18 protein-coding genes and 1 pseudogene are annotated in these 16,851 nt (G+C 30.6%); 6 read left to right on the forward strand and 13 right to left on the reverse strand.

The window, feature by feature from the left end:
* From ACKVOD_RS07670 to ACKVOD_RS07685, 4 genes are all read right to left on the reverse strand, one after another.
* Positions 1-671: deoxyribodipyrimidine photo-lyase (locus ACKVOD_RS07670; protein WP_409208886.1), on the reverse strand; the 671-nt coding region annotated here is incomplete at its 3' end.
* 3 nt (positions 672-674) lie between these two features.
* A complete protein-coding gene (locus ACKVOD_RS07675; RefSeq protein ID WP_409208887.1) occupies positions 675-1,313 on the reverse strand; it encodes a flavin reductase family protein in 639 nt (212 codons plus the stop codon).
* A 79-nt stretch (positions 1,314-1,392) separates the two neighbouring features.
* A complete protein-coding gene (locus ACKVOD_RS07680; protein WP_409208888.1) occupies positions 1,393-1,812 on the reverse strand; it encodes a DUF2452 domain-containing protein in 420 nt (139 codons plus the stop codon).
* Positions 1,813-1,922: 110 nt separating this feature from the next.
* Positions 1,923-2,378 (reverse strand): GAF domain-containing protein, encoded by a 456-nt coding sequence (locus ACKVOD_RS07685; RefSeq protein WP_409208889.1) that lies wholly within the window; start codon positions 2,376-2,378, stop codon positions 1,923-1,925.
* Between the two features lie 73 nt (positions 2,379-2,451).
* Between ACKVOD_RS07685 and xrtF the strand changes: the two genes are divergently transcribed.
* From xrtF to ACKVOD_RS07715, 6 genes are all read left to right on the forward strand, one after another.
* Positions 2,452-3,012 (forward strand): exosortase family protein XrtF, encoded by a 561-nt coding sequence (gene xrtF, locus ACKVOD_RS07690; RefSeq protein WP_409208890.1) that lies wholly within the window; start codon positions 2,452-2,454, stop codon positions 3,010-3,012.
* On the forward strand, positions 2,984-3,436 hold the full coding sequence (locus ACKVOD_RS07695; RefSeq protein WP_409208891.1) for an exosortase F system-associated membrane protein: 453 nt from the start codon (positions 2,984-2,986) through the stop codon (positions 3,434-3,436). Before xrtF ends, ACKVOD_RS07695 begins: the two co-directional genes overlap by 29 nt.
* A 45-nt stretch (positions 3,437-3,481) precedes the next feature.
* On the forward strand, positions 3,482-3,883 hold the full coding sequence (locus ACKVOD_RS07700; protein WP_409208892.1) for an HYC_CC_PP family protein: 402 nt from the start codon (positions 3,482-3,484) through the stop codon (positions 3,881-3,883).
* 64 nt (positions 3,884-3,947) lie between these two features.
* Positions 3,948-5,960: a TonB-dependent receptor plug domain-containing protein gene (locus ACKVOD_RS07705; RefSeq protein ID WP_409208893.1), complete on the forward strand. Its 2,013-nt coding sequence runs from the start codon at positions 3,948-3,950 to the stop codon at positions 5,958-5,960.
* A 21-nt stretch (positions 5,961-5,981) separates the two neighbouring features.
* Positions 5,982-6,335: a heavy-metal-associated domain-containing protein gene (locus tag ACKVOD_RS07710; RefSeq protein WP_409208894.1), complete on the forward strand. Its 354-nt coding sequence runs from the start codon at positions 5,982-5,984 to the stop codon at positions 6,333-6,335.
* Between the two features lie 126 nt (positions 6,336-6,461).
* Positions 6,462-7,136 (forward strand): DedA family protein, encoded by a 675-nt coding sequence (locus ACKVOD_RS07715; protein ID WP_409208895.1) that lies wholly within the window; start codon positions 6,462-6,464, stop codon positions 7,134-7,136.
* A gap of 40 nt (positions 7,137-7,176) precedes the next feature.
* Here ACKVOD_RS07715 and ACKVOD_RS07720 read toward each other — a convergent pair whose 3' ends face one another.
* From ACKVOD_RS07720 to miaB, 9 genes and pseudogenes are all read right to left on the reverse strand, one after another.
* On the reverse strand, positions 7,177-9,543 hold the full coding sequence (locus ACKVOD_RS07720; RefSeq protein ID WP_409208896.1) for a hypothetical protein: 2,367 nt from the start codon (positions 9,541-9,543) through the stop codon (positions 7,177-7,179).
* Positions 9,544-9,689: 146 nt separating this feature from the next.
* The gene (groL, locus tag ACKVOD_RS07725; protein WP_409208897.1) at positions 9,690-11,315 is read right to left on the reverse strand and encodes a chaperonin GroEL; all 1,626 of its coding nucleotides are present in this window, start codon (positions 11,313-11,315) and stop codon (positions 9,690-9,692) included.
* Positions 11,316-11,362: 47 nt separating this feature from the next.
* Positions 11,363-11,719, reverse strand: coding sequence for a four helix bundle protein (locus ACKVOD_RS07730; RefSeq protein ID WP_409208898.1), 357 nt, complete (start codon positions 11,717-11,719; stop codon positions 11,363-11,365).
* A gap of 31 nt (positions 11,720-11,750) precedes the next feature.
* A complete protein-coding gene (groES, locus tag ACKVOD_RS07735) occupies positions 11,751-12,026 on the reverse strand; it encodes a co-chaperone GroES (RefSeq protein ID WP_409208899.1) in 276 nt (91 codons plus the stop codon).
* A gap of 132 nt (positions 12,027-12,158) precedes the next feature.
* The gene (gene secG / locus ACKVOD_RS07740) at positions 12,159-12,482 is read right to left on the reverse strand and encodes a preprotein translocase subunit SecG (protein WP_409208900.1); all 324 of its coding nucleotides are present in this window, start codon (positions 12,480-12,482) and stop codon (positions 12,159-12,161) included.
* Positions 12,483-12,485: 3 nt separating this feature from the next.
* Positions 12,486-13,330: pseudogene (locus tag ACKVOD_RS07745) on the reverse strand (tetratricopeptide repeat protein).
* Positions 13,331-13,407: 77 nt separating this feature from the next.
* The gene (locus ACKVOD_RS07750; RefSeq protein WP_409208901.1) at positions 13,408-13,911 is read right to left on the reverse strand and encodes an LptE family protein; all 504 of its coding nucleotides are present in this window, start codon (positions 13,909-13,911) and stop codon (positions 13,408-13,410) included.
* A 67-nt stretch (positions 13,912-13,978) separates the two neighbouring features.
* Positions 13,979-15,235 (reverse strand): sigma 54-interacting transcriptional regulator, encoded by a 1,257-nt coding sequence (locus ACKVOD_RS07755; RefSeq protein WP_409208902.1) that lies wholly within the window; start codon positions 15,233-15,235, stop codon positions 13,979-13,981.
* Between the two features lie 92 nt (positions 15,236-15,327).
* The gene (gene miaB / locus ACKVOD_RS07760; RefSeq protein ID WP_409208903.1) at positions 15,328-16,773 is read right to left on the reverse strand and encodes a tRNA (N6-isopentenyl adenosine(37)-C2)-methylthiotransferase MiaB; all 1,446 of its coding nucleotides are present in this window, start codon (positions 16,771-16,773) and stop codon (positions 15,328-15,330) included.
* Between the last annotated feature and the right edge of the window lie 78 nt (positions 16,774-16,851).

Here is a 16,851-nt window from a genome sequence, read left to right on the forward strand (position 1 = left end):
GGTTTTGAAATGTGTTTGCTATAATTAACGTAACGTTCTTTTACAAAACTGTCTAGATACCGCCAAGCTAAATTTTCGCCGCCCTGCTGAAAATTTTTGTTAGGCGTCGTGATTTCATTTGGCAAAGTTTCGCCTTTGATATTATTGTAAAAATCATTGTCTAATGAAATTAAATTCAACTCTGATTCTTTAATGGTTTTTGGAGTATCACGCATTACAGCTTCCCAGCGTTTGTCCCAATCTTGTCTGGATTTGAGTTTCCTGATTACGCCGTGCATTTGAAATTCTTCCCAAATGATTTTGTTTTTTTGAAAAAATTCTTGCATTGCAATATCGCGATCGAAGGTGATTTTGTTGCCAATTTCTTGATGCGAAAAGACGGTTTTAATATCGAAATGTTGCAATAATTTTGAAAAAACGGTTTCTGTTTCGTTGTAAAAAAAATAAATTTTGGTATTTGAAACATTTAGTTTTCGTTGCAAATCTTGAATCGATTCGTAAATAAATCGCCAATGTCTTGTGTCGGCATCATCGTAATTCATAACCGATGGTTCAAAGCAATAAACCAATAATAAAGGCAAACCTGATTGATGTGCGTGAAATAGTGCTTCGTTATCCGTAAAACGCAAGTCCCGCTTGAACCAAACAATATTGATGGTTTCTTTTTTCAAAATTTAGAGTAGTGATGTGATTTCTAGATTTGGTTTTGCATAACTAAGTCTGTCCAACTTTACGGTTGTGTGATAGCAATCTAGTCCAGAACAAGTAACTGTATTTGCTTTTTCTAAGTCTATAAATCCGTCTTCGCCAATACTTTCTTCTGGAACATACACTTCTTTGATTTGACCAATTATCATAATGGTGTTATTTATCGTAATATCAATTCTTTCTTTAAATTCAACACCTATTTGAATGTTACTTTCTTTTACAAAAGGAGCTGGAAAATTATTTTTGAATTCTGCTTGTAATCCAGTTGCCTCAAATTCAGAAATGCTATCATCATATCTAGCCGAAGTTTGATGTGCTTGTTTGTATATAGATTCATTGATATGATTTATGGTATAAAAGCCCGTTTCTAAAATATTTCGCAGCGTATCACGCTCAGGAGGACTGGGTCTAAAAATCAATGCAATTAGAGGAGGATTTGCTCCAATATGAAAAATAGAACTAAAAATCGCCAAGTTTGTTGTTCCTAAATTATTTTTTGTTCCCAGTAGAGAGACACTTTTGAAGCCTCCCAAGCTATTAATAAAATGAGTTTTTTGATGTTTGGGCATTTCTGTAATCGATTCGAAGGAAAAGTGTTTTTTCATTATATTTTTTTATAGTATAAAATCTGAAAAAAAAATGAGATTTTATAAAAGTGGAGTTAGTAAGTTTTAAGTTTAATTTTTAGAATGATACTTTTTCATCTTGCTCTAATAAAATCCATTTTTTGTCGCTGTTTAATCTGAATGTTGCAATATATTCTTTGTTCCATTCGTTTGGAGCAATCAGGGACAAAAAATGAATGTGATCATCGCCAATATACATGTGATATATTTCGCCAACAACAGGTTCGAAAGAGAATTTGGCGTTATACACCAATTCGTTCCACTGAAATTCTGCTATTAGTTTATCGTATTCTTGTTTCAGTTCGTTGAATTTGCTTTCAAATTCTTTATTCACATTTTGAATTCCTCTGCTTTTCCAAGCGACAACATTATCCATTTTAATAACAGGTGCACCTACAGAAGTAGCGTAGTTTAGGGAACTAGCATTGTATCCTTTTTCATCTGAATAAACAACAAGGTCGGGTCTTTCTTTTTTCATTTGGAGTAACATTTTTATTTGTTTAAATAAAATTAAAAAATGTTAAACAAAAGTAATGAAATAAAAAATACACACTGCTAAATTTTTGAAAAAAGCAGAAAAAAGTTGGTTTAGAATAATGTGGAAATTTGTTTAGTTACAAATTCCAAAAATCGTTCGTCATTTTCAGTAAATGGATTTAAAACATGGCTATCAATATCAATTTGGCCTATGTTTATGCCGTTTACAAAAATCGGCACGACGATTTCAGATTTCACTGTAAAACTACAGGCAATATAATTGTCTTGTGCGGCAACATCGGGCACTACAAAGTTTTGGTTAGAAACAGCTACTTGCCCACAAATTCCTTTTCCGAAAGGAATAATTGTATGGTCTGTTGGTTCACCAACATACGGACCAAGATGCAAAGTTTGTTTTTCATGATTAGCAAAATATAAACCTACCCAGTTATAATAATCTATGGAGTCCTGGAGTATCTGACAAATTGCAAGTAGTTTTTCTTCTCTCGATTTTGTATTATTTGACCTAATTGCTATGATTTTTGGGTGTAATCGTTCAAATTTCATTTTTTTTAATTTTTTTGTAAAAGTATTTAAATGAAATTATCTATTTTTATATAAATTTGTTAAAAGAATTATTTTGAAAAAGTTTTTCATTCTATATAGACCCTTCTTGCTGTTTCTAGGGAAGTTTCTGTTAAGCTATTTGCTTTTTACTATTGTTTATGAAAGTTACCTTGATAAATATGATATTGAAAAGTTTGAGGTAGACGGAATTACCCGATCAGTAGCAAAACAAACCAAAGATATTTTGCTTTATTTTGATTATGATGCTGGAATTATTCCAGATTCTATTGAGCCAGGAATTAAATTTTTTTATAAAAATATATTTATTGCCCGAATTATAGAGGGATGTAATGGTATTGGCATAATTATTTTATTTTCATCTTTTATAATTGCGTTTTCAGGAAGAATTAAAACTACAGTTTTATACATTTTAGGAGGAAGTCTACTTTTACATATTTTGAACATGTTGCGTATTGCTATTTTATGTGTTTTACTGTATTATTTTCCTAATAGAGAACCCATTTTACATGGAGTCTTTTTCCCATTGTTTATATACAGTTCCGTTTTTATATTATGGATAATTTGGATTCGTAAATTTTCGTTATATGCTAAGACATCAGATACTAAGTCATAAATTTAGAATTTTATTAACGATACCACTTGTATTTTTATTAGTGTTAATAAGAGGCTTTGAGGACGAATTGTTTTATGATCCTTTTTTGATGTATTTCAAAACCGATTATAATAATTTGCCTTTGCCTGAATTAGAGGGGGTCAAGTTGTTTTTTGGATTATTTTCTAGATATATTTTAAATACAATGCTGTCTTTGGCAATTATTTATGTTTTGTTTAGAGATATAGTAGCTATTAAATTTTCTATTCTCTTATATGTAGCATTTTTTGTTATTCTAATTATAGCTTTATATTCAGTGATTTATTGTTTTGATGAAACTAATAAAATGGCTTTGTTTTATATAAGGAGATTTTTAATTCAGCCTATTCTTTTATTATTGTTTTTGCCAGCATTTTATTTCCAATTACAATCCTCTAAAAATTAAGATGTTATTGTGAAATTTCAACTTCAATTTTTTTATTTTTGTACTATGATAATTAAAAAACAATTAAGCGTATTTCTTTCAATTTTTATATTGGTTTCCAATTTAGGATTGGCTTTTAATGTGCATTATTGTAATGATGCAATTGCTTCGATTTCTTTGAGATCCCAATTTCAATATTCAAGTGCTGAGAAAAATTGCTGTGGATCTTTTAAAAAAAAATCATCTTGTTGCCAGGATAAAGTTTTTCATTTTCAAAAAAAATCAGAAAATGTATCTTTTGATTCTTTGACGTTTTCACCTTATTTTACTTTTACTGTAGATAACTGGAATCCTTTTGTATTTAATGAAAATTTAATTTTTAAAAGTGAAAAGACAAGACCTTATTATTGTGATGCAAATGCACCACCACTTTTTAAATTATATCACCAATTTATTTTTTACGCCTGATTTTAATGTTTGCTTAAACTAGACTATACTGGTCTGTTTTTTTATTAACGTTAAAATTAATCTCATGAAAAAACAATTCCTATCACTTTTACTCGTGTTGTTATGTGCATTTCAATCATATTCCCAAGACACACTAAAAGAAGTAAAAGTCACAGGGTATAAAAATGCCTTGCAAAAATCCTATAAAATTACAACAAATACCACTACAGTAACAAGCAAGGAATTACTCAAAGCGGCTTGCTGTAATCTGGCCGAAAGTTTTGAGACAAATCCATCAATCGATGTTAGTTTTTCGGATGCTTTAACAGGGACAAAACAAATTAAAATGTTGGGTTTAACTAGCCCTTATTTAATGATATCCGAAGAAAATATTCCTTCGGTTCGAGGCGCTTCTCAAGCCTATGGGTTGTCATTTACTCCCGGTACTTGGGTCGAAAGCATCCAAATCACTAAAGGTGCTGGTAGTGTTGTTAATGGATACGAAAGTATTTCTGGACAAATCAATACGGAATTAATAAAACCCATTAAAAACATTCCTTTTTTCTTGAATGCTTATGGTTCTACTGACAGTCGTTTTGAATTAAATACACATTTCAATTCCGAAATTTCGGGTAAATGGATGACGAGTTTGTTTATTCACGGCAACACCAGATTTGCAAAGAACGATATGAATGATGATGGTTTTTTGGATAATCCATTGGCTAAACAAATTAATGTTTTAAATCGTTGGCAATATACAGATGCTACAAAAGGCTGGGTGAGTTTTATCAATTTTAAATATATGAAAGATGAAAAACAAACAGGAGAAATTGACTTTGATCCCAATAAAGACAAAGGTCAAACTAATTTTTGGGGCTCCGAAATTAACACAGAGCGTATCGATGTTTCTGCCAAATTAGGCTATGTGTTTCCAAATATTCCGTATCAAAGTTTTGGTTTTCAAAACGCTTTTAATAGCCACAATCAAGAATCGTATTTTGGGTTAAATCTATATGATATCAAACAAAAAAGTTATTATTCAAACTTGATTTTTAACTCTATTATTAATAATACTATGAATAAATTCGTTACTGGTTTAAATTTTACTTTTGACCAATACCAAGAATTTGTCAAGATGAAAGATTATAGCAGAATCGATAATTCAGTTGGTGCTTTCTTTGAATATACATATGATAACACTTCTAATTTCAGCCTTATTGCCGGTGGTCGCATTGACAATCATAACCGATTAGGATTTTTTATTACACCAAGACTTCATGTTCGTTATAATCCATGGGAGAAAGGGGTTTTGCGAGCATCAGTTGGAAGAGGAAAGAGGAGTGCTAATATTTTTGCTGAAAATCAAGCACTTTTTGCAAGTTCAAGAATTTTTGATGTTATGGATACAAACGGAAAATTGTATGGATTAAATCCAGAAATCGCTTGGAATTACGGAATGAGTTTTTCACAAGGATTTTTACTTTTCAGTAAAAAAGCAGATGTTGGTGTAGATTTTTATAGAACTGATTTTGATAATCAGGTAGTCGTTGATTTGTTTTATAGCCCTCAGCATGTTAATTTCTACAATTTAAGAGGAAAATCTTTTGCTACTAGTTTTCAATTAGACTTTAATATAGAATTGATAAAACACCTTGATTTGAGAACAGCCTATAAATATTATGATATCCAAACAGATTATAATACAAGTAGATTTGAAAAACCATTACAAGCAAAGCATCGTTTATTTGCTAATTTAGCTTTTGAAACTAATATCAATGAAAAAGGGAATCAATGGAAATTTGATTTCACATATAACTGGATGGGTGCGCAACTATTACCAAATACTTTAACAAATCCTACAATCGACAGATTACCTGAATATTCGCCTTCATATTCTTTAATTAATACTCAAATAACTAAAGTTTTTTCTAGTGTTTTTGAAGTATATGTTGGTGGTGAAAATATTGGAAATTATAAACAAGAAAAAGCAATACTTGGCAGTAATAATCCTTTTGGGACGACATTTGACGCGTCAATTGTATACGCGCCAATTTTTGGAAAAATGTATTATGCAGGGTTAAGATTTAAAATTAAATAATAACAATTAAAAACAAATAAAATGAGAAATGTATTTTTAGGAATGATGTTATTTATTGTAACAGTTTCATCACAAGCACAAGAAGTAAAAAACAAAAACGCAAAACACAATGTTGTTATCAAAGGTAATTGCGAACAATGTCAAAAGAGAATTCAAAAGGCAGCTTTTTCTGTAAACGGAGTGAAATCGGCTGTGTGGGATATTGAAACACATAAATTAACTTTGACAATTAATGAAGAAAAAACCTCAGTTACAGAAGTGAAAAAGGCTATTGCAAAAGTGGGTCATGATACTGAGGATTTTAAAACAAATAATGATACATATAATAAACTTCCTGGATGTTGTCAATACGATAGAGAGGAAAAACTTAAATAATTTTAAATCTATAGTCTATATTCGCCGTTTTGCTAAATAAATATTAAAATGGTAGAAAAGGATTTTTTTCATAGTGTAGTTTCACAAAATATTAATTACTTTCACGTCAATTTTTAAAATAATTTTATGAATAGTTTTGATTGGAAGCAATTACTAAATCCAGAATTCTATATATTGATGGAATTGGGAGGTATTAAAATTGGGTTGTTGGTTATACTTTTTATCATTTTTGCCGAAACAGGTTTATTTGCAGGATTTTTTCTGCCAGGTGATAGTCTTTTGTTTTTAGCGGGTATTTATAGCGAACTATTAACCCAACAAATATCTGTAGGCAATGATTTTATTAATGTGGTTTTATTGGCTTCATTAGTTTCTGTTGCAGGGATATTTGGTAATATGATAGGGTATTGGTTTGGAGTAAAAGGAGGAACTTATCTCTATAAGAAACAAGATACTTTTTGGTTCAAAGAGAAATACCTGCTACAAGCCAGAGATTTTTTCGATAAATATGGTGGTAAAGCCATCATTTTCGCAAGGTTTTTGCCTATTTTTAGAACTTTTGCCCCTATAGTTGCTGGAATTTCTTCAATGAACAAAAAGAAGTTCATGGTTAACAATATTTTGGGTTCTATTCTTTGGTCTTTTAGTATGATCCTTTCAGGACATTATTTGTCGGCTTTATTTATAGATAAATTCGGAATAGATTTAAAAGAACACATAGAATTAATTGTCATTGGCATTGTGCTTATAACCACACTTCCTGTTTTGTTCAAGCTATTAAAAAAAAGAATTCATTTGTAAAATAAAAAATCCGAAGCTATTAAACTTCGGATTTTTTGATTTAAGGATGTACAACAGGAATTTTTTTAATTTCAGAAATAAGTTGTCCATCTTCCGAAAAGCCTTCTATTAAAACTTGAATCACCGTTTGGTTACCTTTTGGAAACTTCATTTGGAAAACCCCATTTTCTTTAAGAGTAGTATTTGGAGTCCAATTTAATGTGCCAAAATAGGAAAATTCTTTTTGAGTTAGAAATTCTGATATTTTATAATCAATGTTTTTGGCATATCCATTGGTTACAAATAGTTTAGAAAATTTGTAATTTATGATCTCTGTTTTAATTCCTTTTTTCAAAAATATTTTTATGCTTCCAGAGCGCCCCGCAGTATCTGAAAAACCAGATCGATCAATATAAATTTCGTCAACATCAGTTATTGGTAAACTATACAAAAAATCAAAATCAAGTAACATTTCATTATCTAAATAGATACCAGGCGGGGCACTGCTAATTGAAAATGCTGTATTTCTAGAATTTCTAACAAATGGTGTATTATCTTCTTCATTGATACCTATCCTGAATCCATTCCTAGCAATAAAATCCATAACGCTTCCAAATTCATTATCCCCAATTTTAAAAGAATTTGCCATGATTGAATTGGCTTCTTTCTCATAGGTCAGTTTTTCTTTTTTATATTTATTAAAGACAACAACTTCTTCAAGCTTAATGCTTTTATTATTAGAGGCTGAAAATGTAAAATTATTTTCTTTAATTATACTAGGAGGACAAGTATTGATTTCATTGTTTAAACTTAATTTAAATGGATTCTCATATCTAGAAATCCTTGAAAACAATTTTGAATTTAAAACCTTGTTTTTATCATTTATCAATTGTAAAATAAATTCTGTTGAGTCTTGTGCAAAAAAGTTGTTAAATTCAAATTCATTGTTTTTATCGAGATCAGCTTCTTCAAAAATCTTATCTTTTAGCGATATTAATTGAATTCGATATTTTGAGTTACCACTTAATTTATTTGTAATTTTACCGCTTATAGTAACTCCTTTTGCATCAACGAATGTTTTATTTGGAGGATTTGACTTTATGTTATTCCATAAATATTTACCTCTTTTTTGGTTTAACAACATGAGTTCTAATTCTTGTTTTCTGTTCTTGTTTTCAGAGTCAAAATAGGTATAAGTTTCATTTTCAGGTTTTTCTAAATAAGCATTTAAATAAAATGTTCCTAAAATGGATTTTTTTGTTTCAAGATTAATATTCTCTGCAGGAAGAACACTAATACTCATACTCATATTGATCATTTTTGTGTTAATTTTTCCAAGTAATGCAACACTGTCATTTTTAATAATTTTTGCTTCGATATTTGTTTCTGGAGTTGCTATACCAAAATTGTTTAATAATCTTTCTGAAATTTCATTACCATTTTCATCTATAAGTCGAATACTATTGATACCAATAGGCAAATATTTTTTATTAAAAAATAATATTTGCTCTGGTTTATTATTAGAAAAAGAGAATTCTTTCTGAATAGAATTTGCATCTTGATGAATGAGTAGAATGAATTTTTTATTTTGAAGCAATTCAATTCCAGAACTATTTGTTTTTATTGATATAGCTAATTTATTATTGGATAAATTATTATTATAGCTTATTGTTACGCCAGTCTCTTGAGATTTGGGTAGTTCTTCGGATAAATTAAGTTTATCTGAATTGTATTTTAGAGTATAAGATTCGTTAGAATTGGGTATAAAATAAAAATTTCCATTGCCCATTTTGTTAGTTGAAAATGATGCAACCTCATTGGATTTCGAATCTAGAATTATTCCTTTTTCAATTGAAATCCCTTTGAGATTACAATCAATAATTTTCACTCCAATTCTATTGCTTATTCTATTGATAATTATGCCGCTTTCGGGATAAAAAGTAACTTTTGCTGTTTTATAATTTGGTTCAGCTGATTCAAAATTATAAGGGTCTTTTTTATTTATAATTTGAATAATTTCTATAAAAGAATCATCTTCATAAAAATTATTCATCCAGTTGGTGTAAAAGTGACAGCGATATTTTCCAGCAATAAATTTTTCATTTAAAACTAATCCACCTTCAAATGTGCCTTTAGTCGTGTAAAGTAATTGTTTCTGTATAATTTCGTTTTGTTCATTGTAAATCACCAATTGAACGTTTTTAGTATTTAAATTAGGGCTGTTGTTATTTTTGCTAAAAACATATCCTTTAAAGGCAATTTTTTCAGTATTTACATAAATGTTTTTGTTAAACTGAACATGTATAATTTCTCTATCATAAAGAAAATAATTTTGGAGATTATTTTTAATTTTTTCTTGATTGTCTGAATTCTGAGAGAAACATTGAATAAATAAAAATAGACTGAAAAGAGTATGGTTAAATTTCATTATTGAATTTGTTTAATAAAATTAAATTTAAATCTAATATTTTATCTATCTATAAATGTATAAATATAATTTGTTTTTAGTGTAAAAAAAATCCATTCATCTGATGAATGGATTTTTAAAAATGCTATTTTATATTCTAAATAATTTTACATCATCCCCGGCATTCCACCACCATGATGGCTTCCACCATTTTCTTCTTTAATATCAATTAATGCACATTCCGTAGTCAATATCATTCCTGCAACAGAAGCCGCATTTTCTAATGCTACACGAGTTACTTTCTTTGGATCGATAATACCTGCTTTTAGCATGTCAACATATTCATCTGTTTTAGCATTATAACCAAAATCTCCTGTTCCTTCTGCTACTTTTGCAACAACAACAGATCCTTCAAGACCAGCATTTTCAACAATAGTTCTTAATGGCGATTCCACAGCACGAGATATAATTTGGATTCCTGTAGCTTCATCAGCATTATCTGCTTTTAAATCTTTCAAAGCATTTTTTGCTCTTAAAAGTGCAACACCACCACCAGCAACAATTCCTTCTTCAACCGCAGCGCGAGTTGCGTGTAAAGCATCGTCCACTCTGTCTTTTTTCTCTTTCATCTCCACTTCAGAAGCAGCACCAACATAAAGAACTGCAACTCCACCAGCTAATTTAGCCAATCGTTCTTGCAATTTTTCTTTGTCATAATCAGAAGTCGTTGCTTCCATTTGACCTTTAATTTGGTTGACACGATTTTTAATCATATCTGCTTCGCCAGCACCACTTACAATTGTAGTATTGTCTTTGTCGATGGTTACTCTTTTTGCAGTTCCCAACATTTCTATCGTTGTGTTTTCTAAAGTATATCCTCTTTCTTCAGAAATTACAGTTCCACCGGTTAAGATGGCAATATCTTCCAACATTGCTTTTCTTCTGTCTCCAAAACCAGGTGCTTTTACTGCAGCGATTTTCAAGGCACCACGTAATTTATTTACTACCAATGTCGATAAAGCTTCGCCATCAACATCTTCTGCAATAATCAATAATGGTTTTCCAGATTGTGCAACTGGCTCTAAAACGGGCAATAATTCTTTTAAAGAAGATACTTTTTTGTCATATAAAAGAATATATGGACTTTCCAATTCTACTTCCATCTTCTCAGGATTTGTCACAAAATAGGGAGATAAATAACCTCTGTCAAATTGCATTCCTTCAACAACATCAACATAAGTATCCGTTCCTTTGGCTTCTTCAACAGTAATTACCCCTTCTTTTCCAACTTTTGCAAAAGCATTAGCGATTAATTCACCAATAACTTCGTCATTATTTGCAGAAATAGAAGCAATTTGTTTTATTTTCTCCGAATCACTTCCTACCACTTTAGCTTGTTTAGCCAAGTCAGCAACGATAGCTTCAACTGCTTTGTCAATTCCTCTTTTCAAATCCATAGGATTTGCTCCAGCAGCAACGTTTTTCAAACCCTCTTTTACAATGGCTTGAGCCAATACAGTAGCAGTTGTAGTTCCATCACCAGCTAAATCGTTGGTTTTTGAGGCTACTTCTTTTACCATTTGAGCGCCCATATTTTCCAATGGGTCTTTTAATTCTATTTCTTTTGCTACAGTAACTCCATCTTTTGTAACTGTTGGTCCTCCAAAAGATTTTCCAATAATTACATTACGACCTTTTGGCCCTAAAGTTACTTTTACTGCATTTGCTAATGCATCAACACCACGTTTTAGTCCGTCACGTGCTTCAATATCAAATTTTATATCTTTTGCCATTTTATTTTAAGCATTAGGCAGAAGGCTTTAAGCATTAAGCTCGCTCCTTACTGCTGAATTAGTATTTGTTTTAATTTATAAATTTTACTTTTTATTGTATTGATTTCTTTTTCTAAGATTTCAAATGTTTCCGTGTCAATATAATTTAAATCTCTGGAAAGAATAATTAAGTATTCTGTTTCACTTGCAGAACCTAAGGCTATATTAAGATATTGATTAAATTCTTTATCTGAATTTCTGCCACAACCTTCACTAATATTTGTCGGAATTGAAGAAGAAGCTCTTCTTATTTGACTTGTAATTCCATACAATTCATCTTTAGGAAATAAAGATGTATTAGAATAAATCTTCAGTGTAAATGCGTGGCTTAATTGCCAAATATCATATTTCTTGAAATCTCTCATTTGCTTAAAGAATTTAGCCTATTGCTTAAAGCTATATAATAGCCAATATGTCGTCCTCGCGCATAATCAAATAATCTTTTCCTTCTAATTTTAATTCTGTCCCTGCATATTTTCCGTAAAGTACAGAATCTCCAATTTTTACTGTCATTTCGTGTTCTTTAGTTCCTTTTCCAACAGCTACTACAGTTCCTTTTTGTGGTTTTTCTTTAGCAGTATCTGGGATAAAAATTCCAGAAGCCGTTTTTGTTTCAGCTGCAACAGGTTCAATAAGAACTCTATCTGAAAGTGGTTTAATGTTTAAGGCCATGATTTTATTTTTAATGTTATTTATTGTGTTTTTATGTTTTTCAGAAACTATGCCAATTGATTAAAACTGACAATTTTACCTAAAAAAAATGCCAGCTTTGACAGGCTGGCATTCATAATTATTATGTAAAAACTATTTTTTAGCTGGAGCTTCTTTAACTGGAGTTGCGCTTGTTGTAGCTGCAGTCTCTGTTTTGTCAATAATTTTCGAATCGGTATCGCCCAATGAACCTACAAAACTTAAACTTGAAAGTAATATAAGTGCAATTAAAATTGTGGCTAATGTCCAAGTACTTTTATCTAAAAAGTCAGTTGTTTTTTGTACTCCGCCTAACATTTGTGTTCCACCTATTGCAGATGATAATCCCCCACCTTTAGGGTTTTGTACCATGATTACTACTATCAATAGAAAGCAAACTATTGTAATTAAAACTAAAAAAATTGAAAATGTGCTCATTGTTTATTTATTATTTTGTTGTAAAATCTTTATATCCGAAATATGGTCTGCAAAGAAACTACTTTTTTCTGGATATTTCAAAATTAAAATTTCATAAGCTTGAATTGCTTTTTGATATTTTTTTGTTCCAAATATACCCTTGCTAGAGTTTCGGTCATTAAATGGGTGTTTTCAGATTGGCTTGATTCTATATAAGGAATTTTTGTGTTATCTTGTCTAACAGGTGAAATCTTCGGATTCGATTCTATAAATTTATCAATTATTTCCGTTTTTTTCTTTTTCAGCAATTCTAATGCATTGTTTTCTAAAATATTTTTATTTTCATTGCCTCGATCTATAGGATGTAATCTAGATAATTGAAGCCATTCTTGAAAGGAATGTTTTTCATTTTTAGAAAAATCTAAAGGTTTTCCAATATCTAATTTTTCTACTGTTAATTTTGTTATTTCATTTAATTCTGTAGCCCCTTTTATGGAATCAAGTATAGAATTTGCTAATTTGTTAGTATTGTTTTGAATATTTATGTCAGAATTAATTAATTCATGATCAACAACGCCTATGTCTAAAAGTTCTAATAATTTCTTTTCATATAGGCCTTTTTGAATAGCTACAAACGTATTGGATGTTATAAAATCAAAAAGAACGGTTCTGTCTGTAGTGTAAGCAGCAGTGATTTTTAAAGCATTATTATACTTAAAGCTATTTTGATTGTATAAACCTTTTAATTGTAATGCTCTAGCACTTTGAAAAAAAGGAAATTCAACTAAAACTTTTTCTAAAGCATCGCTTTGTTTTTCGTTGATTGCATCGGGTTTGTTAATCAAATAAGTGTAATCAGTTACGTTCATTTTATATTTCAGATTTGCTTCGCCTGTTCGCCGTTCTGGCTCGAGTTAGATTTCAGCTACTAACTTAAAACTGGTTATTACCATTTTGCTAATGATTCATTAAATATATCTTGGGTTATTCTTTCAAAAATTATTTTTAAAGCTGTTGTAAGATTTGTACCTGTTAACTGTGACGTTGCAGGATAATCATAAAAAAAACTAAATGTTTTTTCAAAATTATCTGATTCTTTTTTTCTGCTTGTAAATCTTACATTGATATTGATAGTCAGTCTATTTTCTGAGGCTTGCTGATTGGCAGTCGCGGTCATGGGACTAATGTTGTAACTTGTAATTTCTCCTTCGTAAGATAAATCAGCTCCTGAGTTCACTAAATTCAGGTTGGTTTGATTTTGAATAATATCTTGAAGTTGAAGTGTGAATGTTCTTTCTATACCGGGTTCAATTAATTCGGCATTATTTTGAAAATAACTTACTTGAAATGTTTTTGCGTCAATTTTTCCTGTGCCAGTAAAGTTGTATACTGAACAACTATTTAAAGACAAAGCTAAAATCAAAACTAGTATATTTCTAATATATTTCATATTTCAAAAAATTTTCAAAGATATATTTTTTCAATTGTTAATTGTCAAATTTTAATCGTCAATTTATTTACAAATCAAACTGTTTTATTTTTCGGTAAAGAGTTCTTTCGGAAATTCCAAGTTCATCGGCTGCTATTTTTCGTTTCCCTTTATTTTTCTCTAACGACTTTTTTATCATTTCAATTTCTTTTTGCTCTAATCTAAGGATCTCTTCCTCTTCAATATTTTCAGTAAATTGATAATTATCTTCTTGAATTTGATAATTGGAATCGTCAACTTGTGCAGTAATTACTGCAGTATTAGGTTCTTCTTCAAAATCTATTTCGCTATCCTCCTCATTGGAACCATATATTTTTTTGATCAATTTAGAATTTGTTTCTTTTACATTTGCTACTCCCTTTTGCATTAATTCAAGTGTGAGTTTTTTTAAATCATGTAAGTCGCTTTTCATATCAAAAAGCACTTTATATAGAATCTCTCTTTCGGTGTTAAAATCAGAATCGTTTTTATGATCTTTAATAACAGATGGTAAATTGCTTCCTTCTTCCGGTAAATAGGTCTGTAATGTTGCAGCAGAAATATCACGGTTAATTTCTAGAATTGAAATTTGTTCGGCAACGTTTCTTAATTGTCTAATATTTCCGCTCCAGCGAAATTTTTGTAATAAAAAAATGGAAGTGTCATCTAATTTAATAGGTGGCATTTTATATTTATGGGCAAAATCGGCCACAAATTTTCGAAATAATAAATGTATGTCTTCTTTTCTTTCCCTTAACGGAGGTAGAGTAATATCTACTGTGCTTAATCGATAATATAAATCTTCTCGAAATTTGCCCTTTTCGATAGCATCAAATAAATTAACATTGGTAGCTGCCACTATACGGACATTTGTTTTTTGTACTTGTGATGAACCAACCTTAAGAAATTCTCCGTTTTCTAAAATTCTGAGCAAACGAACTTGAGTGGTCAAGGGTAATTCTCCGACTTCGTCTAAAAAAATGGTTCCACCATTAGCTACTTCGAAATAGCCTTCTCTGGTGCTCGTTGCTCCAGTAAAAGAACCTTTTTCGTGTCCGAATAGCTCACTATCAATGGTTCCTTCTGGAATAGCTCCGCAGTTTACAGCAATGTATTTTCCATGTTTTCGATGTGAAATGGAATGAATAATTTTCGGGACACTTTCTTTTCCAACACCACTTTCTCCAACTACCAATACCGAAATGTCAGTTGGTGCCACCTGAATGGCTTTTTCTATTGCACGATTGAGTTTAGGGTCGTTTCCTATAATTTCGAATCGTTGTTTTATTGATTGAACTGTTTCCATTTTATTTAATTGATAATTAATAATTAACAATGAACAATTAATTTTTCTTATTTTTAAATTATCAATTATCCATTATTAATTATCCCTTCATTTTAATTCATCTCACTCAAACCAACTGCTTCTCCTTTCAAAGTTCCGCTGGTGCAGCTTGTGATTTTTACATTTACAAAATCTCCAATTTTATAATTTTCTTTTGGAAAAACTACGGTAATACTTTGTGAATTTCTTCCCGAAAACTCTTCTTTTGATTTTTTTGATACTTTTTCAACCAATACTTCAACTGTTTGTCCTATAAATTCTTCGGCTCGAAACCAAGCGTGTTTTTGTTGTAAATTGACAATTTCTTGTAATCTTCGTAATTTTGTTGCTTCTGGAACATCATCTACCATTTTGCGTCCAGCGAGTGTTCCAGGGCGTTCAGAATAGGAATACATATAACCAAAATTATATTTTACATATTCCATCAACGATAAGGTGTCTTGATGATCTTGTTCGGTTTCTGATGGAAAACCAGCAATCATGTCTTGAGAAATTGAGCTTTTTGGAATAATCGTTCTTATTTTATCAATTAATATCATGTATTGCTCACGAGTATGCAAACGGTTCATTTCTTTGAGTATTCTATTGCTTCCCGATTGAACAGGCAAATGAATGTGTTTGCAAATATTATCATATTTTGAGATGACATGGAGTACGCTTTCGTGCATATCTTGAGGGTTTGATGTCGAAAACCGAATGCGCATTTTAGGAAAACCAATAGCCACCATTTCTAATAATTTGTCAAAATCTATTGCTGTAGCTTTTTGCATCGTTGATGCATTTTCAAAATCTTTTTTAAGTCCCCCACCATACCATAAATAGCTATCAACATTTTGTCCTAGCAGCGTAATTTCCTTAAAACCTTTGTCCCACAAATCTTGAATTTCGTTTATGATACTTTGCGGTTCACGACTGCGTTCACGACCACGAGTGAAAGGGACTACACAAAACGTACACATATTATCACAACCCCGAGTGATAGAGACCAAAGCCGTAATACCGTTACTCATCAATCGTACAGGCGAAATATCACCATAAGTTTCATCCTTAGACAAAATCACGTTGATAGCATCGCGACCTTCCTCAACTTCTGCTAATAAATTTGGTAAATCTTTATAAGCATCAGGACCCACAACTAGATCTACGATTTTTTCTTCTTCTAGAAACTGACTTTTTAAACGCTCAGCCATACAGCCTAAAACGCCTACTTTCATTTTTGGATTGATGCGTTTTACAGCATTGTACTTTTCTAAACGTTTTCTAATTGTTTGTTCTGCCTTATCTCGAATGGAGCAGGTATTAACCAAAACCAAATCAGCTTCTTCGAGAATCTGTGTAGTATTATAACCATTTGTTGATAAAATCGAAGCCACGATTTCACTGTCCGAAAAATTCATCGCGCAGCCGTAACTTTCTATAAAGAGTTTCTTGGTGTTTTCGGGTTTATATTCTAGAACAAGACTTTCACCTTGTTTGCTTTCTTCAATTATCTTATCCATCGTATGTTTTCAAAGTACAAAGATAAGGCAAATTCGAATAATATGACAAGATGTCAGATGAAGAATTAACATTGTTTT

The organism is Flavobacterium sp. (assembly GCF_046155325.1).
In the GTDB taxonomy this organism is placed as follows: Bacteria; Bacteroidota; Bacteroidia; order Flavobacteriales; family Flavobacteriaceae; genus Flavobacterium.

Excerpts from the sequence above, each read along its gene's own strand:
- ACKVOD_RS07675 (WP_409208887.1), bottom strand. The coding sequence starts at position 1,313 with ATGAAAAAACACTTTTCCTTCGAATCGATTACAGAAATGCCCAAACAT.
- ACKVOD_RS07680 (WP_409208888.1), bottom strand. The coding sequence starts at position 1,812 with ATGAAAAAAGAAAGACCCGACCTTGTTGTTTATTCAGATGAAAAAGGA.
- ACKVOD_RS07685 (WP_409208889.1), bottom strand. The coding sequence starts at position 2,378 with ATGAAATTTGAACGATTACACCCAAAAATCATAGCAATTAGGTCAAAT.
- ACKVOD_RS07695 (WP_409208891.1), top strand. The coding sequence starts at position 2,984 with ATGCTAAGACATCAGATACTAAGTCATAAATTTAGAATTTTATTAACG.
- ACKVOD_RS07700 (WP_409208892.1), top strand. The coding sequence starts at position 3,482 with ATGATAATTAAAAAACAATTAAGCGTATTTCTTTCAATTTTTATATTG.
- ACKVOD_RS07705 (WP_409208893.1), top strand. The coding sequence starts at position 3,948 with ATGAAAAAACAATTCCTATCACTTTTACTCGTGTTGTTATGTGCATTT.
- ACKVOD_RS07710 (WP_409208894.1), top strand. The coding sequence starts at position 5,982 with ATGAGAAATGTATTTTTAGGAATGATGTTATTTATTGTAACAGTTTCA.
- ACKVOD_RS07715 (WP_409208895.1), top strand. The coding sequence starts at position 6,462 with ATGAATAGTTTTGATTGGAAGCAATTACTAAATCCAGAATTCTATATA.
- ACKVOD_RS07720 (WP_409208896.1), bottom strand. The coding sequence starts at position 9,543 with ATGAAATTTAACCATACTCTTTTCAGTCTATTTTTATTTATTCAATGT.
- groL (WP_409208897.1), bottom strand. The coding sequence starts at position 11,315 with ATGGCAAAAGATATAAAATTTGATATTGAAGCACGTGACGGACTAAAA.
- ACKVOD_RS07730 (WP_409208898.1), bottom strand. The coding sequence starts at position 11,719 with ATGAGAGATTTCAAGAAATATGATATTTGGCAATTAAGCCACGCATTT.
- groES (WP_409208899.1), bottom strand. The coding sequence starts at position 12,026 with ATGGCCTTAAACATTAAACCACTTTCAGATAGAGTTCTTATTGAACCT.
- secG (WP_409208900.1), bottom strand. The coding sequence starts at position 12,482 with ATGAGCACATTTTCAATTTTTTTAGTTTTAATTACAATAGTTTGCTTT.
- ACKVOD_RS07750 (WP_409208901.1), bottom strand. The coding sequence starts at position 13,911 with ATGAAATATATTAGAAATATACTAGTTTTGATTTTAGCTTTGTCTTTA.
- ACKVOD_RS07755 (WP_409208902.1), bottom strand. The coding sequence starts at position 15,235 with ATGGAAACAGTTCAATCAATAAAACAACGATTCGAAATTATAGGAAAC.
- miaB (WP_409208903.1), bottom strand. The coding sequence starts at position 16,773 with ATGGATAAGATAATTGAAGAAAGCAAACAAGGTGAAAGTCTTGTTCTA.